Source organism: Bacillus sp. FMQ74 (assembly GCF_001875785.1).
Taxonomy (GTDB): domain Bacteria; phylum Bacillota; class Bacilli; order Bacillales; family Bacillaceae; genus Bacillus; species Bacillus stercoris.
This window is the reverse complement of record NZ_MOEO01000008.1, coordinates 177240-195357: the sequence shown is the minus strand read 5'-3', so window position 1 is coordinate 195357 and position 18118 is coordinate 177240. Positions and strand designations below refer to the sequence as shown.

The 18118-nt window shown below is 44.9% G+C and carries 19 protein-coding genes; 4 read left to right on the top strand and 15 right to left on the bottom strand.

From position 1 onward, the window contains the following. Positions 1-37: 37 nt before the first annotated feature. Genes BLL41_RS16310 through mce form a run of 3 tightly spaced genes read right to left on the bottom strand, consistent with a single transcriptional unit; the run spans position 38 to position 3109 of the window. Complete coding sequence (locus BLL41_RS16310) at positions 38-1153, bottom strand: tripeptidase T (RefSeq protein WP_071578645.1); 1116 nt, start codon at positions 1151-1153, stop codon at positions 38-40. A 17-nt stretch (positions 1154-1170) separates the two neighbouring features. After that, on the bottom strand, positions 1171-2694 hold the full coding sequence (locus tag BLL41_RS16305) for an acyl-CoA carboxylase subunit beta (protein ID WP_083428055.1): 1524 nt from the start codon (positions 2692-2694) through the stop codon (positions 1171-1173). Further along, positions 2687-3109, bottom strand: coding sequence for a methylmalonyl-CoA epimerase (mce, locus tag BLL41_RS16300; RefSeq protein WP_071578643.1), 423 nt, complete (start codon positions 3107-3109; stop codon positions 2687-2689). Before mce ends, BLL41_RS16305 begins: the two co-directional genes overlap by 8 nt. 89 nt (positions 3110-3198) lie before the next feature. Here mce and prli42 point away from each other — a divergent pair, with 89 nt between their 5' ends. Further along, complete coding sequence (gene prli42 / locus BLL41_RS22820) at positions 3199-3291, top strand: stressosome-associated protein Prli42 (protein WP_041521370.1); 93 nt, start codon at positions 3199-3201, stop codon at positions 3289-3291. A gap of 21 nt (positions 3292-3312) precedes the next feature. Here the strand turns inward: prli42 and BLL41_RS16290 are convergent, their stop codons facing one another. The 6 genes from BLL41_RS16290 to brxB all read right to left on the bottom strand — a co-directional run bounded on the left by BLL41_RS16290 (position 3313) and on the right by brxB (position 7863). Then, on the bottom strand, positions 3313-3843 hold the full coding sequence (locus BLL41_RS16290) for a L,D-transpeptidase (RefSeq protein WP_071578642.1): 531 nt from the start codon (positions 3841-3843) through the stop codon (positions 3313-3315). Positions 3844-3894: 51 nt separating this feature from the next. Beyond that, the gene (locus BLL41_RS16285; RefSeq protein WP_071578641.1) at positions 3895-4863 is read right to left on the bottom strand and encodes an aromatic acid exporter family protein; all 969 of its coding nucleotides are present in this window, start codon (positions 4861-4863) and stop codon (positions 3895-3897) included. 73 nt (positions 4864-4936) lie between these two features. Further along, complete coding sequence (artM, locus tag BLL41_RS16280) at positions 4937-5659, bottom strand: arginine ABC transporter ATP-binding protein ArtM (RefSeq protein WP_071578640.1); 723 nt, start codon at positions 5657-5659, stop codon at positions 4937-4939. After that, positions 5652-6311 carry an arginine ABC transporter permease ArtQ gene (gene artQ / locus BLL41_RS16275; protein WP_071578639.1) on the bottom strand — a complete coding sequence of 220 codons (660 nt, stop codon included), beginning with the start codon at positions 6309-6311 and terminating at the stop codon, positions 5652-5654. Before artQ ends, artM begins: the two co-directional genes overlap by 8 nt. A gap of 79 nt (positions 6312-6390) precedes the next feature. Beyond that, a complete protein-coding gene (artP, locus tag BLL41_RS16270; protein WP_071578638.1) occupies positions 6391-7158 on the bottom strand; it encodes an arginine ABC transporter substrate-binding protein ArtP in 768 nt (255 codons plus the stop codon). Between the two features lie 267 nt (positions 7159-7425). Further along, positions 7426-7863 carry a bacilliredoxin BrxB gene (brxB, locus tag BLL41_RS16265; RefSeq protein WP_003226477.1) on the bottom strand — a complete coding sequence of 146 codons (438 nt, stop codon included), beginning with the start codon at positions 7861-7863 and terminating at the stop codon, positions 7426-7428. 160 nt (positions 7864-8023) lie between these two features. Between brxB and BLL41_RS16260 the strand changes: the two genes are divergently transcribed. From BLL41_RS16260 to bmrR, 3 genes are all read left to right on the top strand, one after another. Continuing rightward, positions 8024-8917 (top strand): diacylglycerol kinase family lipid kinase, encoded by an 894-nt coding sequence (locus BLL41_RS16260; RefSeq protein WP_071578667.1) that lies wholly within the window; start codon positions 8024-8026, stop codon positions 8915-8917. A gap of 100 nt (positions 8918-9017) precedes the next feature. After that, the gene (gene bmr, locus BLL41_RS16255) at positions 9018-10187 is read left to right on the top strand and encodes a multidrug efflux MFS transporter Bmr (RefSeq protein WP_071578637.1); all 1170 of its coding nucleotides are present in this window, start codon (positions 9018-9020) and stop codon (positions 10185-10187) included. A 72-nt stretch (positions 10188-10259) separates the two neighbouring features. Beyond that, complete coding sequence (gene bmrR / locus BLL41_RS16250; RefSeq protein ID WP_071578636.1) at positions 10260-11096, top strand: multidrug efflux transcriptional regulator BmrR; 837 nt, start codon at positions 10260-10262, stop codon at positions 11094-11096. 61 nt (positions 11097-11157) lie between these two features. Here the strand turns inward: bmrR and bfmBB are convergent, their stop codons facing one another. The 6 genes from bfmBB to bcd are packed head-to-tail and all read right to left on the bottom strand — an operon-like array spanning position 11158 to position 18114. Then, on the bottom strand, positions 11158-12432 hold the full coding sequence (gene bfmBB, locus BLL41_RS16245; RefSeq protein ID WP_071578635.1) for a branched-chain alpha-keto dehydrogenase complex dihydrolipoyllysine-residue (2-methylpropanoyl)transferase: 1275 nt from the start codon (positions 12430-12432) through the stop codon (positions 11158-11160). Between the two features lie 21 nt (positions 12433-12453). After that, positions 12454-13437 carry a 3-methyl-2-oxobutanoate dehydrogenase subunit beta gene (gene bfmBAB, locus BLL41_RS16240; protein ID WP_041521371.1) on the bottom strand — a complete coding sequence of 328 codons (984 nt, stop codon included), beginning with the start codon at positions 13435-13437 and terminating at the stop codon, positions 12454-12456. Between the two features lie 13 nt (positions 13438-13450). Next, positions 13451-14443, bottom strand: a complete 993-nt coding sequence (gene bfmBAA, locus BLL41_RS16235; RefSeq protein WP_071578634.1) for a 3-methyl-2-oxobutanoate dehydrogenase subunit alpha — start codon at positions 14441-14443, stop codon at positions 13451-13453. A gap of 21 nt (positions 14444-14464) precedes the next feature. After that, positions 14465-15889, bottom strand: a complete 1425-nt coding sequence (lpdA, locus tag BLL41_RS16230) for a dihydrolipoyl dehydrogenase (protein ID WP_071578633.1) — start codon at positions 15887-15889, stop codon at positions 14465-14467. A 20-nt stretch (positions 15890-15909) separates the two neighbouring features. Next, positions 15910-17001, bottom strand: a complete 1092-nt coding sequence (buk, locus tag BLL41_RS16225) for a butyrate kinase (RefSeq protein WP_071578632.1) — start codon at positions 16999-17001, stop codon at positions 15910-15912. Between the two features lie 18 nt (positions 17002-17019). Continuing rightward, entirely contained in the window at positions 17020-18114 is a 1095-nt protein-coding gene (gene bcd / locus BLL41_RS16220) for a branched-chain amino acid dehydrogenase (protein WP_014664538.1), read from the bottom strand. Positions 18115-18118: the final 4 nt, after the last annotated feature.

Below are 18118 nucleotides of genomic sequence, written 5' to 3'. Positions count from 1 at the left end.
AACCCGATGCGGGAAATCGCATTCGGGTTTTCTTTTTTTATTTTGCCGCCTCTTCAATAATGGCAACAACCATTTCTGCCGTTTTGACGAGTTCTTCGATCGGCATTTTTTCATTCTTTGTATGAATTTGCTCATAACCGACAGCAAGGTTGACCGTCGGGATGCCATGACCTGCAATCACGTTCGCGTCGCTTCCCCCGCCGCTTGTTTGCAGCTCGCTCGAGCGTCCGATTTTGGCAGCCGCTTTTTTCGCGATTTCAACAACTTGGTCGCCATCTTGATATTTGAAGCCAGGATACATGACTTCAATTTCGACTTCTGCGCGTCCGCCCATATCAGCAGCAGCCTCTTCAAAAGCAGCTTTCATTTTTTGAACCTGAGCTTCCATTTTCTCAGGAACTAAAGAGCGTGCTTCAGCAAGAATATGGACTTCGTCGCACACAATATTTGTTTGTGTGCCGCCTTCAAACCGGCCGATATTTGCTGTTGTTTCTTCATCGATACGGCCCAATGGCATTTTTGAAATAGCTTTGCTAGCGATTGTAATCGCTGAAATTCCTTTTTCAGGTTCAACTCCGGCGTGCGCGGTTTTCCCGAAAATTGCCGCTCTTACCTTCGCCTGTGTCGGCGCGGCTACAATGATATTTCCGACTTTTCCGTCTGAGTCAAGAGCATAGCCGTAGGATGCAGTGATCATAGCACGGTCAAGCGCCTTCGCTCCGATCAGGCCAGATTCTTCTCCTACTGTGATGATGAATTCAATCGTGCCATGTTCAATGTTTTCTTCTTTCAGCACCTTAATCGCTTCAAACATTGCAGCCAGTCCTGCTTTATCATCAGCACCTAAAATCGTCGTGCCGTCTGTTTTGACGTAACCGTTCTCTACAACCGGTTTTACGCCGTTACCGGGTACAACTGTGTCCATATGAGAAGTAAAATAGATCGTATCTGTTTGCTTTGTCCCTTTTAATGTGCAAATCAGGTTACCGGCTCCGTGGCCAGTGATATCCATTGTATCGTCTTCTTTAACGTCCACCCCTAAATCAGAAAATTTTCGTTTCAGCACTTTGCAGATTTCTGCTTCGTGTTTTGTTTCTGAATCAATTTGGACAAGCTCTAAAAACTCTTCCAGCAGGCGTTTTTCATTCACCATTTGTAAGTCCCTCCATATTAAAGCGGTATGTTACCGTGCTTTTTTTTCGGTCTCTCTTCTGTCTTATGTGCAAGCATATGAAAAGCTTGAATCAGTCTTCCCCTTGATTCTTCCGGCAAAATAATGTCATCGACCATTCCACAAGCGGCCGCTTTGTATGGGCCGGCGTTTTGCTTTTTGTATTCAGCTGTTTTTTGGCGTTTCGTCTTTTGCGGGTCAGCTGAAGCTTTGATTTCCTTTTCATACAAAATCGATGCCGCACCTTCTGGACCCATCACCGCAATTTCAGCATTCGGCCATGCAAATACAAAGTCCGCTCCGATTGCTTTGCTGTTCATGGCCACATAGGCGCCGCCATATGCTTTTCTGATAATGAGCGTGATTTTGGGGACAGTCGCTTCTGCATAAGCAAACAATAATTTTGCTCCGTGTCTGATGATTCCGTTGTGCTCCTGCTGAATACCGGGAAGAAATCCCGGGACATCCTCAACAGTCAACAGCGGGATATCAAATGCGTCACAAAAACGGATGAACCTTGCTGCTTTATCAGCAGCGTCAATCGTCAGGCTTCCCGCCAGATGCTTTGGCTGGCTCGCAACAATGCCGATTGCTTTTTCACCCAGCCTTGCAAATCCGATGACAATGTTCTTCGCAAAAAATGGCTGAATCTCAAAAAAAGACTGTGGGTCGGCCAGCTCCTTAATCACCGTCCGAACGTCATACGGCTTTGTCGTGTCAGCAGGCACGAGACGGTTTAATAACGGTCTGGAGTCCTCTTTCTCTGGCTTCGGCTCTGTTGTCCGGCCATTCAGCGGCAAATAAGACAGCAGTTTTCTCACCCCTGTCAGAACCTCCTTCTCCGTATGGCCGGAAAAGTGGGCGTTTCCGCTGACGGCATTATGTATCCCCGCTCCGCCTAAGCTCTCCGCATCGACCTGTTCCCCTGTCACTTTTTCAATCACCTTCGGGCCGGTAATAAACATCCGGCCGGTCTGTTCAGCCATAAATATAAAATCTGTGAGTGCCGGAGAATATACAGCGCCTCCAGCGCACGGCCCTAAAATAACCGATATTTGCGGAATGACTCCGGAATATAAGACGTTTCGGTAAAATATGTGACCGTATCCATCTAATGATACCACACCCTCTTGAATTCTCGCACCACCTGAGTCATTCAGCCCGATAATCGGCGCCTTATTTTTTGCTGCCAGATCCATCAAAGCGCAGATTTTCCTGGCATGGGTTTCGCCAAGCGCACCGCCGAACACTGTGAAGTCTTGCGCAAATACATAAACTGAGCGTCCGTCAATTGTGCCGTACCCTGTCACGACCCCATCCCCTAACATGCGCTGTTCTCTTGTTAACACTTGGCTTTCCATGAAGGGGTGTAATTCGATAAAGCTGTCTTGGTCAAGAAGAAATATGATTCTTTCTCGAGCGGTGAGCTTTCCCTTTTGCCGCTGCTGAGCCTGCTTTTCCAGTCCTCCGCCCTCTTCTGCCTGTCTGCGTTTTGTGTATAAATGATCAATGTGCTCATTCATGTTCATTGTGTTGGTCTCCTTTCGGTTCACAAAGCTCTACAAGAACACCGTTTGTTTCTCGAGGGGAAATAAACGCGATCTTTTTCCCGTTCGCTCCCTGTCTTGGATACCTGTCAATCAATTGAACATGCCGGTCAGACATTTTTTTGAGCTGTTCAGATAGGCTATTGCACAAAAATGCAATATGATGCAGCCCCTGCCCTTTCTTCTCCAAAAATAAACGGACGGGGCTGTCTGCTGTCAACGGCTCTATCAGCTCAAGTTTGACGCTTCCCGCTTGAAAAAAAGCAACATTCACCTTTTGCTCTTCAACCGTTTCTTGATGAAGAAATGCAAGTCCCAATACATTTTCATAAAAGCGTCTTGCATCTTTTATCGAAAAAACGGCTATCCCAATATGGTCAAGCCTGTTCATTTGCATCCCTGCTTTCGCTAATAGATATCGCTTGTCCGCCCATTCAAAACACGCTAAAATATAGACAGATTGTGTAAGGAGTGAAAATCATGTCTCAAAAACTGATGAAAAGCGTTTTGATCGTGATTTTGGGAGTTTTTATTCTTTCAACTGTACTCTCAGGAATCATCATGTTTTTATAACGATAAAAAAGCAGGGCAGCCTTATTCAATGGGAACATCCTGCTTTTTTATCAGAGCTTTATGCTCGATGGCAATCTCCTCAAAAGAGCGATTATCGTCCGTGATCAGCACCCTCGTTCCTACTGGTATCGTTTCAAACAGATGAACGACCTCATCGTTATGCATACGTATACAGCCGTTTGACACAAATTTTCCTACTGATTCCTCTCGGTTTGTCCCATGAATTCCATAAATCCGCCCGTCCGTTCCTTTCGCGTCAAATCCGATCCATCTTGCCCCAAGCGGGTTGTCAGGAGATCCCCCTTCAATATTTTTCTTTCTGTAGTAAGGATTTTCCGCTTTTACCGTTACCGAAAACTCTCCTTCAGGCGTCAAATCATCTGTTTTTCCAGTCGCCACACTGTACACGCCTTCTACTTTGTTGTCGAGGATAACAGCAAGTGCATTTGTTCGCTTGTTGACAATAACATACGGATCACCCGGCAGCGGATTTTCGCCGAGCGGCCAAATCGGTGAAATCATCATAAAAATTGAACATAAGAAAAAACGCATAAGCTCCTCCTTTTTCATTAGGTTGACCAATGAAGGAAGAGCTCATGCGAATCATCCGAGTGATTTTTGCGCTTTTATTCCTTTAAAATAACTTTTAATCACTAAATATTGTTCCATTTCGCCGAGAAGATGGAAGAGAGCGGCTCTCGCTTCAAATTCCTCTCTAGTCGCCGGAAGCGGCATCTCCTCAAATTCTTTTCTCATGTCAGCAAGTCTTTTTAGAAATTTGTAGGCCGTATTTCCCGGGTGTATCGCCTCCCGCAAATCATGAATAAATTCAGCGATCATTTTTCCCTGATCTACCGTGATGGAGATCGATGTCACTTTAGGGAGAAGGCGTTCGATAATTTCAAATTGCTTTTCTCTCATTTTAAAATAATGATAATGCAGATTTTCGTAACGCAAAATATGGTTTTGCACATCCCGATATGCCAGGTTTTTGGCTTCCGTAATGAGCTGGTGCGTTTCCGGAATTTCTTTTCCTGACCAATCTTGCTCACCAGTTAACAAATACCGTTCTATTTCTGCAAAAATGACAGCAAAGTTATCCTCTATCTTTTTGCGGTAAGCAATCAGCTTCCGGTCAAGACTCGGCATATACAAGTTCATCAATAGAGCGATGCCGATGCCGACCGTAATCAGCTGAACCTCATTCCAGATGAAAGCAGGCGTAATGCCGCCGGACATGTATAAATGAAGGATAATAACAGAACTGGTGACGATACCCTCGTTAATTTTTAACAGAACCGTTATCGGAATGAATATCAAAAGAAGCGCTCCGATCACAAACGGGTGGTAGCCAATGAGCTCGAAAAAGAGATAAGAAAAAACAATTGCCAGACAGCATGCCGCAAAGCGGGCCCATGACGCCTGAAGCGACCGTTTTTGTGTGATTTGAATGCACAAAATGGTGATGATTCCTGCTGATGCGAAGTTTTGCAAATGCAATAGCTGGCTTATATAAATAGCCAAAGCTGTTCCTAGCGCGGTCTTTATTGTGCGGTAACCAATTTTAAACATGTCGGACTCCATTTCTATTTGTTTCTTCAATAAAAAAGAAGAAGCGATCAGCCTTCTTCTTTTTTTCTATATTCTATAATATTTTCTCTAAAAAGTCCTGCGCTCTTTTGGATTTTGGCGAAAGAAAAAATTCCTTCGGATTGCCGTCCTCGACAATCGTTCCTTGATCCATAAACAGCACGCGGTCTGCCACTTCTTTAGCGAAGCCCATTTCATGTGTGACAATCACCATGGTCATGCCTGTTTCGACCAGCTCTTTCATCACCTGTAGCACTTCTTTGACCATCTCCGGATCAAGTGCGGAGGTCGGCTCGTCAAACAGCATGATGTCCGGATTCATTGCAAGAGCTCTGGCAATAGCGACACGCTGTTTTTGTCCGCCTGACAAACGGTTTGGATAGTCATTTCGCTTTTCAAACAAACCGACTTTGCAGAGCAGGTCCTCAGCTTTCTCCTGTGCAGCCTGTTTTGATTCTTTTTTTACATTGACAGGCGCGTACATGATATTTTCGAGAACCGTTTTGTGCGGAAAGAGATGAAAATGCTGAAAAACCATCCCGATGTTTTCCCGAACCTTTAATGAGTTGGTTTTCGGCTTCGTAATCTCTGTATCTTTTATTGTAATGGTTCCGCCATTAGGTTTTTCCAGCAGGTTTAAACAGCGTAGGAACGTTGATTTGCCTGAGCCTGAAGGACCGATCACGGCAACAACCTCACCCTCAGCGATTGTTGTTGAGATGTTTTTTAATACTTCGTGTTTCCCAAATGATTTTGACAGCTTTTCAACCTTAATCATTGGATTTCAGCTTCCTTTCTACAGCCTTGCCGATAAACGTTAAAATCAAGACAAGCACGTAATAAATCAATCCAGCGATAATAAGCGGCTCAAGGTAATTGTAAGTGGCGGCGCCAGCTTGATATGCGCGTCTCATGACATCACCAAGCCCGATGACGGTGACGATCGCCGATTCTTTTGTTAACGTAATTAATTCATTCACAATTGCAGGGGATATATTTTTGAAGGCCTGCGGGAGCAGCAGATCCTTCATCATTTTTCCATATGGGACACCGAGTGCGACAGCAGCTTCTTTTTGCCCCTTATCAATGGCGTTGATCCCGGCTCTGATAATTTCCGATACATAAGCGGCGGAATTCAAAGACAATGCGACAACCGCAGCCCAAAACTGGTCAATTTGAAATCCGAGAAGCTGAGGAAGCCCAAAATAAACAATCATAAGCTGCAGCACTAAAGGTGTGCCTCTGAACACTGATGTATAAAAATCAGCGATCCAGATCAGCGGGCGGAATGTGCTGATCTTGCATAAGCTTAGCGCAATACCGAGTATAAGTCCGATAATAGCAGATACAACAACAATTTTTAATGTAATTGCCAAGCCTTCTAATATAAAAGGAATTTGGGGGATCGTTGCTGAAAAATCCAAATTCATAGCCTTTGTCTCCTTTTCTTACAGGAAAAAGATTTCCTATTCAATAAAAAGGCTCAACGAAAAAGTTGAGCCGCTTTTTTTACTTCTCGTCAGTGAACCATTTTTTCTTCAATTTCTCGAGCTCTCCGTTATCTTTCATTTCCTTGAGCGCTTTATTGAATTTGTCTGTCAGTTCACTGTCCTTTCTGAAAGCAATTGCTGAACCGGCTTCTTCCGCTTTCGCATCAGGAATCACGAAGCCTTGCAGGTCATCATTTGATTTGAAATACCCTTCTGCAACAATGTCTTCAATAATCGCGGCATCGAAGCGGTCAGATTTGATTTCCTGCACCAAATCAGAAATTCTGTTGCGGTCTTCTGTTTTAAAACCATATTCTGGAGAAAGCTCTTTCCCCTTCTCTTCCTGAATAGAGCCAAGCTGAACGCCAACTGTTTTTCCTTTCAGGTCTTTCAAAGATTGAATGCCGCTGTCTTTTTTGCTGACAATCATATGGTTCGCTGTGTAGTACACCTCGGAAAAATCAACTTGTTTTTTACGCTCAGGCGTCGGTGTCATTCCTGACAGAACGAGATCCACCTGTTTTGATTTAAGCGCTGTAATTAAGCTGTTGAAGTCCATATCCTGCACTTCAATTTCATAGCCAGCCTTCTTCGCCAGAGCTTTTGCCAGCTCCACATCAAAGCCGACAATATTATCGCCTTCTTTATATTCAAACGGTTTGTAATCCGCCGAAGTACCCATAATTAATTTTTTCTTTCCGCTTTCTGAACCTGAATTGCTTGAGCCGCACGCAGTTAGTGCAAAGGTGATGCAAGCAGCTACAAGTAATAAGAGCCATTTTTTCATGATCCATTTCCCCCATATTCATTACTTTTGGTGTATTTGAATATTTATTCGTTAATTTGTATTTTAAACAGTTTCTTATTTTTATGCAATACTATTTTTAAAAATTATCTTCAAGCTTATCTTTCCAGTAATCTCTTTTGATATTACTAGATAAAAATAAAATCAATGTACAATCCGATTGAATAATCCGTTAATATTTATTCATATACCCTTGGAAATTTATGCACAAAAAAACCCGGGCTACTTTGAGTATCCGGGTTGTTCGTCTTATACTTCTTCACAATATTCTTCAAAGGCTTCCTGCAGCTTTGCCACTACAGCCATCGGCTCATGGCCTTCAATTTCATGGCGCTCTACCATTTTCATGATCTTTCCGTCTTTCAAAATCGCAAAGGACGGAGAAGATGGCGGATATCCTTCAAAATAGTCACGCGCACGCGCTGTCGCTTCTTTATCCTGTCCCGCAAAAACGGTGACGAGCTGATCAGGTCTTTTATCATAGTGAACGGAGTGGTAGGCTGCCGGTCTTGCAATTCCTCCGGCGCATCCGCAAACAGAGTTTACCATGACGAGCGTCGTTCCTTTTTTCGTAAGTGCCTCATCCACCTCTTCGGCTGTTTTAAGCTCGGTGTATCCGGCAGCTGTAATTTCTTGTCTCGCTTGGCGGACAATATCATTCATAAATAAATTAAAGTCCATGTTCAATGAAGACCTCTCCTTTTTCATCATCTGTTCTTATGATAGCAAGGAAACGTCCATATCGGCAAATGACTTTGCTTCGCCGTGCACTTTTTTTGCTTTTCGTTTACTGCTTACAGAAAAAGGGGATTATATAACCAGAAGCAAAATAAAGGAGCAGTTGTATATGAGCCACCGGAAAGCGTTACTGATTCATAACGGAAATGCCGGCAACAAAAATATAGAAAAAGCACTTGGTGCTGTGGTGCCGGTTTTATCTCACTATTTAGATGAGGTGATTATTAAACAGACAAAGAAAAAGGATGATGCGTATCATTTTTGCCGATCCATTGATGATTCTGTCGACACCGTCTTCATTCTCGGCGGCGACGGCACGATCCATCAATGCATAAATGCTATCAGCGCTCTAGAAAGAAAACCCGCGGTCGGGATTTTGCCCGGCGGCACATGCAATGACTTTTCAAGAGTGCTTGGCATCCCTCAAAATCTTGCAAAGGCCGCGGAAGCACTTATGTCAGGAAAAAAAACCAGCGTAGACGTATGTCAGATGAATGACCGTTATTTTTTAAATTTCTGGGGGATCGGCTTAATTGCAGAAACGTCGAATCAAATTAACGAAACAGAAAAAGCATTATTGGGAAAAATCAGCTATTTTACAAGTGCATTGCGAACCGTCTCATCCGCTGCATCGTTTCCGATGATTTTAAAAATTGATGGAGAAGAAATTAAAGAAGAAGCCGTTATGCTGCTTGTGATGAACGGCCAATACATTGGAACGAATCGAATTCCTCTGCCCGATGCCAGTATTGAAGACGGCTTACTCGATGTCCTCATATGCCGCAACACCAACCTCACCGCGTTGCGGGAGCTGATGAGCATGGAACAGGGCTCAATTGATCGTTTTACCGGAGAGCTGTCCTATGTCCAGGCCTCCCGTATCGAGATTGAAACAGACACTGCCAAAAAGGCGGATATGGATGGAGAAGTTTATACACATACACCCGCAGTCATTCAGGTCCTGCCTCAGCATATCGACATGCTTGTTCCCGAAAATGAATAACTGTCTCAAGGGCTTAGAAAGATTTTGCAAATCCGTTGACTCTCCCCTAGGAGGAGGTCTTACAGTATAAGGGATACACACTTGAAAAAGGGGAAGTCATATGGAGAAGAAAAATATTACCTTAACTATATTATTAACCAATTTATTTATTGCTTTTTTGGGGATCGGGCTTGTGATTCCGGTAACGCCGACCATTATGAATGAATTGCATTTATCAGGGACAGCGGTCGGCTATATGGTTGCCTGCTTCGCTATTACGCAGCTCATTGTTTCACCAATAGCTGGACGATGGGTTGATCGCTTCGGGCGCAAGATCATGATCGTGATCGGCCTGTTTTTCTTTAGTGTGTCAGAGTTTTTATTCGGCATTGGAAAAACAGTTGAGATGTTATTTATCTCCCGTATGCTGGGCGGTATCAGCGCTGCCTTCATTATGCCAGGGGTCACGGCTTTTATCGCAGATATCACGACCATTAAAACACGGCCGAAAGCGCTCGGTTATATGTCAGCAGCTATTTCAACAGGATTTATTATCGGCCCTGGCATCGGAGGATTTTTAGCAGAAGTCCATTCCCGGCTGCCTTTTTTCTTTGCGGCAGCTTTTGCACTGTTAGCAGCCATTTTATCAATCCTCACGCTGCGCGAGCCGGAACGGAACCCTGAAAATCAGGAAATAAAGGGGCAGAAGACAGGCTTTAAACGGATTTTTGCCCCCATGTATTTCATAGCTTTTCTTATTATCTTGATTTCGTCTTTTGGTTTAGCATCATTTGAATCTTTATTTGCATTATTCGTGGATCATAAATTCGGTTTTACGGCCAGCGACATTGCCATTATGATTACAGGAGGAGCGATTGTTGGCGCCATTACGCAAGTCGTCTTATTCGACCGCTTCACAAGATGGTTTGGCGAAATTCAATTAATTCGGTATAGCTTAATTCTCTCGACGAGTCTGGTATTCTTGCTGACAACTGTAAATTCATATATTGCGATTCTGCTGGTTACAGTCACCGTATTTGTCGGATTTGATCTCATGCGGCCTGCGGTAACGACTTACCTGTCAAAGATTGCGGGAAATGAACAAGGATTTGCCGGCGGTATGAATTCAATGTTTACAAGTATCGGCAATGTATTCGGGCCAATTATCGGCGGAATGCTGTTCGATATAGATGTAAACTATCCTTTCTACTTTGCAACGGTCACCTTAGCCATAGGCATTGCACTGACCATTGCTTGGAAAGCGCCTGCACATCTTAAAGCCAGCACGTGATAAGAAGCGGATTCTTTGTGTACTGCAAAGAATCCGCTTCTTCTTTATACTGATGATAGAAGGAGTGATGGCATGAAGGAATCGTATTACTCAATTGGAGAAGTTTCAAAACTGGCAAACGTGTCGATTAAAGCGCTCCGTTATTACGATAAAATTGATTTATTTAAACCCGCCTATGTCGACCCGGATACCAGCTACCGCTATTATACAGATTCTCAGCTCGTTCATCTGGATTTGATCAAATCATTGAAATATATCGGCACTCCTTTAGAAGAGATGAAAAAAGCACAGGACTTAGAGATGGAAGAACTGTTTGCTTTTTATACAGAGCAGGAGAGGCAAATCAGGGAGAAATTAGACTTTTTATCAGCACTGGAGCAAACCATTTCGTTGGTGAAAAAGCGGATGAAACGGCAGATGGAGTATCCCGCGCTCGGTGAGGTATTTGTTTTAGATGAAGAAGAAATACGGATTATTCAGACAGAGGCAGAAGGAATCGGGCCTGAAAACGTGCTCAACGCCTCCTACAGCAAATTAAAAAAATTTATCGAATCAGCAGATGGATTTACGAACAATAGCTACGGCGCTACTTTCTCTTTTCAGCCCTACACCAACATTGATGAAATGACTTACCGGCATATTTTCACGCCTGTATTGACGAATAAACAGATTTCATCCATTACGCCGGATATGGAAATCACAACAATCCCTAAAGGGAGGTATGCGTGTATCGCGTATAACTTTTCGCCTGAACATTATTTTCTCAACTTACAGAAGCTTATCAAGTATATCGCAGACCGCCACTTAACAGTTGTAAGTGATGTATACGAGTTAATCATACCGATTCATTACTCCCCGAAAAAACAAGAAGAATATCGGGTCGAAATGAAAATACGAATCGCTGAATAATACAGCATAGAAAAAGAGCATTTTTTGAAACAAAACTTCAAAAAATGCTCTTTTTTCTTATTTAGTAAACAGATGTCTTCTCGTCAATCGATTCTAAAATTTGTTTCACACGTCCCAGGAATCGTCCGCACACGAGACCGTCAAGCACTCTGTGATCTAAGGACAGACACAGATTAACCATGTCTCTGACAGCAATCATGCCATTCTCCATGACAACCGGGCGTTTGACGATGGATTCTACTTGAAGAATCGCAGCCTGAGGGTAGTTGATAATGCCCATCGACTGAACAGAGCCGAACGAACCTGTGTTGTTGACTGTGAACGTGCCTCCCTGCATGTCATCTGCTGTGAGTTTTCCGTCTCTTACTTTATTGGCAAGGCCGGTAATATCTTTCGCAATGCCTTTAATTGTTTTTTCATCAGCGTTTTTAATCACTGGAACAAATAAAGAATCCTCTGTGGCAACTGCAATTGAAATATTGATATCCTTTTTCTGAATAATTTTGTCCCCCGCCCACATGCTATTCATTTGCGGGTATTCTTTTAACGCCTGAGCGACCGCTTTGACAAAAAAGGCGAAGAACGTTAAATTAAAGCCTTCTGTCTTCTTAAAGGAATCTTTTATACTGTTGCGATATGCAACCATATTTGTGACGTCGACTTCCATCATCGTCCAAGCATGCGGAATTTCTGTTTTGCTTCGCTTCATATTGGAAGCAATTGCTTTTCTTACGCCTGTGACAGGGATTTCTATATCACCTGCTGCAGACGCAGGATATGAAGTCTCTTCTTTTGGCTCAGGTTTTGGTGCAGACTTCGGTGCAGGAGCTGCTGTGTTCGGCTCCTCAGCCTTCCGTTCTTGCGCGCCGCCTGTTTCAATTAAGCGCTGAATATCTTTTCGTGTGATGCGCCCGCCGGCACCTGTTCCCGTCACTTGATCAAGGTCAATGCCGTGTTCACCGGCTAAACGGAGTACAGCTGGCGAGTAACGCTTCTTATTGGGCTGATCGGTTGCTTCGGCACTTTTTGCAGCAGGCGTCCCAGCGGCTTCCGGTGCTGCTGGCTGTTCTTGTTTTTGTTCGGTCGGATTCGCGCCTTCTGTTTCAACTTTGCAAATCACTTCTCCGACTTGCAGGGTCTGGCCTTCTTCTCCCACAAGCTCTGTTATCGTTCCAGTAAAAGAAGACGGAACCTCTGCATTTACCTTATCTGTCATGACTTCCGCGATCGGATCGTATTTGTTCACTTTATCACCGGGGGCGACAAGCCATTTGCTGATCGTCCCTTCTGTTACGCTTTCTCCAAGCTGCGGCATCGTCATTTGTTCAATTGCCATGATTGTATCCTCCTTACGTCTTTAAAACTCCGCTAATTCTCTCATCGCCGCTTCCACTTTATCAGGGTTGACCATAAAGTATTTTTCCATTGTCGGCGCATAAGGCATAGCCGGAATATCAGGACCTGCAAGCCGTTTGATCGGCGCGTCTAAGTCGAACAGACAATGCTCGGATATAATTGCGGCTACTTCGCTCATGATGCTGCCTTCTTTTGTATCTTCTGTGACCAAAAGAACCTTTCCAGTTTTGGACGCAGCTTCGATGATGGCTTCTTTATCAAGCGGGTAAACCGTTCTTAAATCTACCACATGCGCTGAAATGCCATCTTTTTCGAGACGTTCTGCAGCCTGTAAGGCAAAGTGGACACACAGGCCATATGTGATCACTGTGATATCGTCGCCTTCCCGTTTTACGTCCGCCTTTCCGATTGGCAGGACATAATCATCTGCCGGAACCTCTCCCTTTATCAGGCGATACGCCCGTTTGTGCTCAAAAAACAGCACTGGGTCTTCGTCACGAACTGCGGCTTTTAAAAGGCCCTTGGCGTCATATGGTGTTGAAGGCATGACAATTTTCAGTCCGGGCTGATTGGCAAAAATCGCTTCGACTGATTGAGAATGATACAGGGCCCCGTGCACACCTCCGCCGTATGGCGCTCTGACAACAATCGGACAGCTCCAGTCATTGTTGCTGCGGTAGCGGATTTTAGCCGCTTCAGAAATAATTTGGTTGACCGCTGGCATAATAAAATCGGCAAACTGCATTTCAGCAATCGGTCTCATTCCGTACATTGCCGCTCCAATACCAACTCCTGCGATCGCAGATTCAGCAAGCGGTGTATCCATCACGCGCTCTTCCCCGAATTGTTCATAGAGGCCGGCTGTCGCTTTAAACACTCCGCCTTTTCTTCCTACATCTTCCCCAAGGACGAAGACTCGGGGATCTCGTTCCATTTCTTCTTTCATTGCCAAATTGATTGCATCAATATATGACATTACTGACATTTGTTCTTCCTCCCTACTTCGCATACACATAATCAAGCGCTGACTCAGGAGCTGCATAAGGAGCGTTCTCCGCTTCATCCGTCGCTTCGTTTACGATTGCCATAATTTCATCCAGCATGGTTTGTTCTGTCTCATCGGACAGCAGGCCAGTTTCCTTTAAGTAAGCTTGATAAGTAAGCAGGGGATCACTTTTTTTCGCTTCCTCTACTTCTTCACGGCCTCTGTAGCTGCTGTCATCGTCATCACTGGAATGCGGTGTAAGGCGGTAAGAAATCGTTTCAATCAATGTCGGGCCTTCTCCTTTGCGTGCCCTTTCGCGTGCTTCTTTAACCGCTTGATAAACTTCCAGCGGATCATTTCCATTGACAGTTACGCCAGGCATCCCATAGCCTACGGCACGGTCAGAAATGTTCTCGCATGCCACTTGCTTATCGTAAGGCACTGAGATTGCGTATTTGTTGTTTTCACACATGAAAATAACCGGCAGCTTATGGACAGCGGCGAAGTTTGCCCCTTCATGGAAATCGCCTTGATTTGAAGAGCCTTCGCCAAATGTAACAAAGGCTGCGATATCCTTTTTCTCCATTCTTCCAGCAAGCGCAATGCCGACTGCGTGCGGCACTTGCGTTGTAACCGGAGATGATCCCGTCACAATACGGTTTTTCTTTTGCCCGAAATGTCCCGGCATCTGGCGGCCTCCTGAGTTCGGATCCGCCGCTTTGGCAAAACCGGACATCATTAAGTCCTTTGCTGTCATGCCAAACGCGAGCACGACACCCATGTCTCTGTAGTACGGCAATACATAATCCATTTCACGGTCAAGTGCGAAAGCCGCTCCTACCTGTGCTGCTTCCTGTCCTTGACAAGAGATTACGAATGGGATTTTGCCAGAACGGTTTAACAGCCACATTCTTTCATCGATTTTTCTTGCTAACAGCATGGTTCTATACATATCAACGGCTTCCTGATCAGTCAGCCCTAGTGCTTGATGTCGGTTTTTACTCATTCAAGCCCCTCCTTTATGCTTTTAAAAATGAATGGCTTTGCCATCTACGGCAAGCGCTGCTTCTCCAATTGCTTCAGAAAGTGTCGGATGCGGGTGAATCGTTTGCCCGACCTCCCACGGCGTAGCGTCCAGCACTTTGGCAAGACCCGCTTCAGAAATCATGTCGGTGACATGCGGACCGATCATATGAACGCCGAGAATATCATCGGTATCTCGATCCGCCACGATTTTGACAAAACCGTCGCTTTCACCGTATACAAGCGCTTTTCCAATCGCCATAAATGGGAACTTACCGATTTTGACATTATGCCCGTTCGCCTTTGCTTCATCTTCTGTTAACCCGACACTGGCAGCTTCAGGGCTTGAGTAGATGCACTTCGGTACCAGCGTCGGATCAAGCGGATGCGGATTGAGACCTGCAAAATGCTCAACAGCAATGATTCCCTCATGCGAAGCAACGTGAGCTAACTGCAGGCCACCGATTACGTCACCGATTGCATAAATATGAGACTCCTTTGTTTGGCAGCTTTCATTGACTGAAATCATGCCATTTTCAGTGATAATATCGGTGTTCTCTAGGCCGATGCCTTCGATATTTGCTTGTCTGCCGATGGAAACAAGCATTTTTTCAGCAGTGTAGGTAGCGGTCTCTCCGTCTTTTTCCGCTTGTATGCTGATATCATCTGATGTTTTTGTCATTGTGTCAGGCAGCACCTTTGCCCCTGTTATGAACTGGATGCCTTTTTTCTTAAGAAGACTTTCCATTTCTTTTGAAATCTCTAGATCTTCAGTCGGCAATATGCGATCCGCGTATTCGATAACTGTTACCTTCACGCCAAAATCATGAAGCATAGACGCCCATTCGATACCGATAACACCTCCGCCAACGATAATGATTGATTTTGGCAGCTCCTCCATTTGGAGCGCCTCATCTGAAGTCAGTACAGACTTACCATCCGCTTCAAGGCCCGGAAGCATTCTCGGTCTTGATCCTGTTGCAATGATCACTTGTTTCGGGATCAGCATGTCATTTTCTTCGCCATTTCCCCGTTCAACAGAAATTGTTCCCGGCAGCGGAGAGAAGATTGACGGTCCAAGGATACGTCCATATCCAGTGTACACGTCAATTTTTCCTTTTTTCATTAAATGGTTTACACCCGCTGCAAGCTTATCAACAACGGCTTGCTTACGCTGCTGCACTTTTTCAAAGTTGAGGGACACGCCAGCCGTCTCTACTCCGAACTGGTCGGCTTCACGCGCTGTCCGGTATACCTCTGCGCTTCTAAGAAGCGCTTTACTCGGGATACAGCCTTTATGCAGACATGTTCCCCCGAGCTTTTCCTTTTCTACAACGGCTGTTTTTAAGCCGAGCTGAGCAGCTCTGATGGCCGCAACATAACCGCCGGTACCGCCGCCCAGAATGACTACATCATACTCAGTTGCCATGGTGACTCACTCCTGTCTGTCTATTCAATACGATATTGTTTGGATTGCTCTTCGCCCTGCAATACTCTGAGCGCCCCTTGGGCAAGAGACTGCAGTTCATTTTCACCCGGATAGACTAAAACGTCTGAAATCCAATCTATGTATGATCTTATAGTAGAAACAAAGCTTTTGCCGTACGCAAGGCCCCCCGTCAGCACAATCGCTTCAACTTCACCTTTTAACGCCGCGCTGGCTGCTCCGATTTCCTTTGCTATCTGATATGCCATGGCATCATAAATGAAGCGGGCTTTTTCATCGCCCCCCTGAATCATTTGTTCCACTTTTACTGCATCATTTGTACCGAGATAGCCTAAAAGCCCGCCGGTGCCCACCAGTTTTTTCATGATTTCTTCTTTTGTATATTCTCCTGAAAAACATAGATCAACAAGATCCCCCGCAGGCACTGTTCCTGCACGTTCAGGACTGAACGGCCCCTCTCCATGAAGGCCGTTATTGACATCCACGACTCGCCCGCGGTCATGGACGCCAATTGTAATACCTCCGCCCATATGGGTAATAATCATTTTCATGTTCTCATATCGTTTGCCAAGAGAGGCTGCCGCTTTACGGGCGACAGCTTTTTGATTTAACGCGTGGAAAATGCTTTTCCTTTCAATTTCAGGCATGCCCGAAACTTTTGCGAGCACTGACATTTCGTCTACGACAACAGGGTCGACGATATACGAAGGGATATTCAGGCCGTCAGCAATTTCCCGCGCGATAATGCCGCCGAGATTAGAAGCATGCTGGCCGGCGTAGCCGCTTTTCAAGTCCTCAATCATGTCATCATTCACTACGTAAGTTCCGCCTTCAATCGGCCGGAGAAGGCCGCCTCTTGCGCAGACTGCATCAAACTTTGAAATATTGATTCCCTGTTCATGAAGCGTTTCGAGAATATGGTTTTTGCGAAATTCATATTGATCAATAATTTGGTCAAATCGCTGCAGCTCTTCTATGTTGTGTCTCAATGTTTTTTCAAAAATGCTTCGTTCGTTATGAAAAACACCGATTTTCGTTGAAGTTGAGCCTGGATTAATTGTGAGAATGCGTTTTTCGTCATGTAGCACTTTCATAACCTCCAGATCAATTTCTTAACGTCTGCTTAATACACTGTGGCCGTTTTGCAAAAACTGGCTTCTTGAGCGGCGCATGCGTTCAATCCGTTCCTCTGCCAAGCGGTCAGCCGCTAAATATGCCGGAATGCCGTCACGCTGAGAAATCTCGAGTACACGCTCGATATTGCTGTAAATGCCTTCTACTTTTTTCAGTGCGCGTTCGGCATTATAGCCGTAAAGCTCATCTGCAACGTTGATGACACCGCCGGCGTTAATCACGTAATCCGGTGCGTAAACGATGCCCATTTCGTGAATTTGATCACCATGGCGTGTTTCTTTTAATTGGTTGTTGGCCGCACCTGCGATCACCTTCGCCTTCAACTGTTTAATCGTGTCGTCGTTAATAGTTGCACCAAGGGCACACGGCGCGTAAATATCGCAGTCTTGTGAATAAATATCATCCGGATCAACTGCACGGGCGCCAAAATCTTCAACTGCACGCTGTACAGATTGTTTGTTGATATCCGTAACGATTAAGTTTGCCCCTTCTTCATGCAGGTGGCGGCAAAGGTTATAGGCTACGTTCCCAACACCCTGTACAGCAATGGTTTTCCCTTCAAGAGAGTCGGTTCCGAAAGCAGCTTTAGCTGCTGCCTTCATTCCTCTGTACACCCCGTACGCTGTGACTGGGGAAGGATTTCCAGAAGAGCCGAACGCAGGAGAAATCCCTGTGACATAATCTGTCTCATCATGAATGATATCCATATCCTCGACCGTTGTACCCACATCTTCAGCTGTGATGTATCTGCCGTTCAGCCCTTGAATATAGCGGCCAAACGCGCGGAACATTTCCTCATTTTTGTCTTTGCGAGGATCACCGATAATGACTGTTTTTCCGCCGCCCAGGTTTAAGCCTGCCGCCGCATTCTTATAGGTCATGCCTCTTGCCAGTCTGAGCGCGTCTTCAATGGCAGCTTCTTCATTTTCATATGTCCACATTCTCGTTCCTCCAAGTGCTGGACCGAGTGTTGTATCATGAATCGCGATAATTGCTTTTAAGCCAGATTGTTCATCTTGGCAGAATACCAATTGTTCGTAATCATATTTCTCCATATATTTAAAAAGTTCCATGTTC

Excerpts from the sequence above, each read along its gene's own strand:
- lpdA (WP_071578633.1), bottom strand. The coding sequence starts at position 15,889 with ATGGCAACTGAGTATGATGTAGTCATTCTGGGCGGCGGTACCGGCGGT.
- bmr (WP_071578637.1), top strand. The coding sequence starts at position 9,018 with ATGGAGAAGAAAAATATTACCTTAACTATATTATTAACCAATTTATTT.
- artP (WP_071578638.1), bottom strand. The coding sequence starts at position 7,158 with ATGAAAAAATGGCTCTTATTACTTGTAGCTGCTTGCATCACCTTTGCA.
- BLL41_RS16310 (WP_071578645.1), bottom strand. The coding sequence starts at position 1,153 with ATGGTGAATGAAAAACGCCTGCTGGAAGAGTTTTTAGAGCTTGTCCAA.
- bfmBB (WP_071578635.1), bottom strand. The coding sequence starts at position 12,432 with ATGGCAATTGAACAAATGACGATGCCGCAGCTTGGAGAAAGCGTAACA.
- artM (WP_071578640.1), bottom strand. The coding sequence starts at position 5,659 with ATGATTAAGGTTGAAAAGCTGTCAAAATCATTTGGGAAACACGAAGTA.
- BLL41_RS16260 (WP_071578667.1), top strand. The coding sequence starts at position 8,024 with ATGAGCCACCGGAAAGCGTTACTGATTCATAACGGAAATGCCGGCAAC.
- mce (WP_071578643.1), bottom strand. The coding sequence starts at position 3,109 with ATGAACAGGCTTGACCATATTGGGATAGCCGTTTTTTCGATAAAAGAT.
- artQ (WP_071578639.1), bottom strand. The coding sequence starts at position 6,311 with ATGAATTTGGATTTTTCAGCAACGATCCCCCAAATTCCTTTTATATTA.
- buk (WP_071578632.1), bottom strand. The coding sequence starts at position 17,001 with ATGAAAGTGCTACATGACGAAAAACGCATTCTCACAATTAATCCAGGC.
- BLL41_RS16285 (WP_071578641.1), bottom strand. The coding sequence starts at position 4,863 with ATGTTTAAAATTGGTTACCGCACAATAAAGACCGCGCTAGGAACAGCT.
- prli42 (WP_041521370.1), top strand. The coding sequence starts at position 3,199 with ATGTCTCAAAAACTGATGAAAAGCGTTTTGATCGTGATTTTGGGAGTT.
- bmrR (WP_071578636.1), top strand. The coding sequence starts at position 10,260 with ATGAAGGAATCGTATTACTCAATTGGAGAAGTTTCAAAACTGGCAAAC.
- bfmBAB (WP_041521371.1), bottom strand. The coding sequence starts at position 13,437 with ATGTCAGTAATGTCATATATTGATGCAATCAATTTGGCAATGAAAGAA.
- BLL41_RS16305 (WP_083428055.1), bottom strand. The coding sequence starts at position 2,694 with ATGAATGAGCACATTGATCATTTATACACAAAACGCAGACAGGCAGAA.
- bfmBAA (WP_071578634.1), bottom strand. The coding sequence starts at position 14,443 with ATGAGTAAAAACCGACATCAAGCACTAGGGCTGACTGATCAGGAAGCC.
- bcd (WP_014664538.1), bottom strand. The coding sequence starts at position 18,114 with ATGGAACTTTTTAAATATATGGAGAAATATGATTACGAACAATTGGTA.
- BLL41_RS16290 (WP_071578642.1), bottom strand. The coding sequence starts at position 3,843 with ATGCGTTTTTTCTTATGTTCAATTTTTATGATGATTTCACCGATTTGG.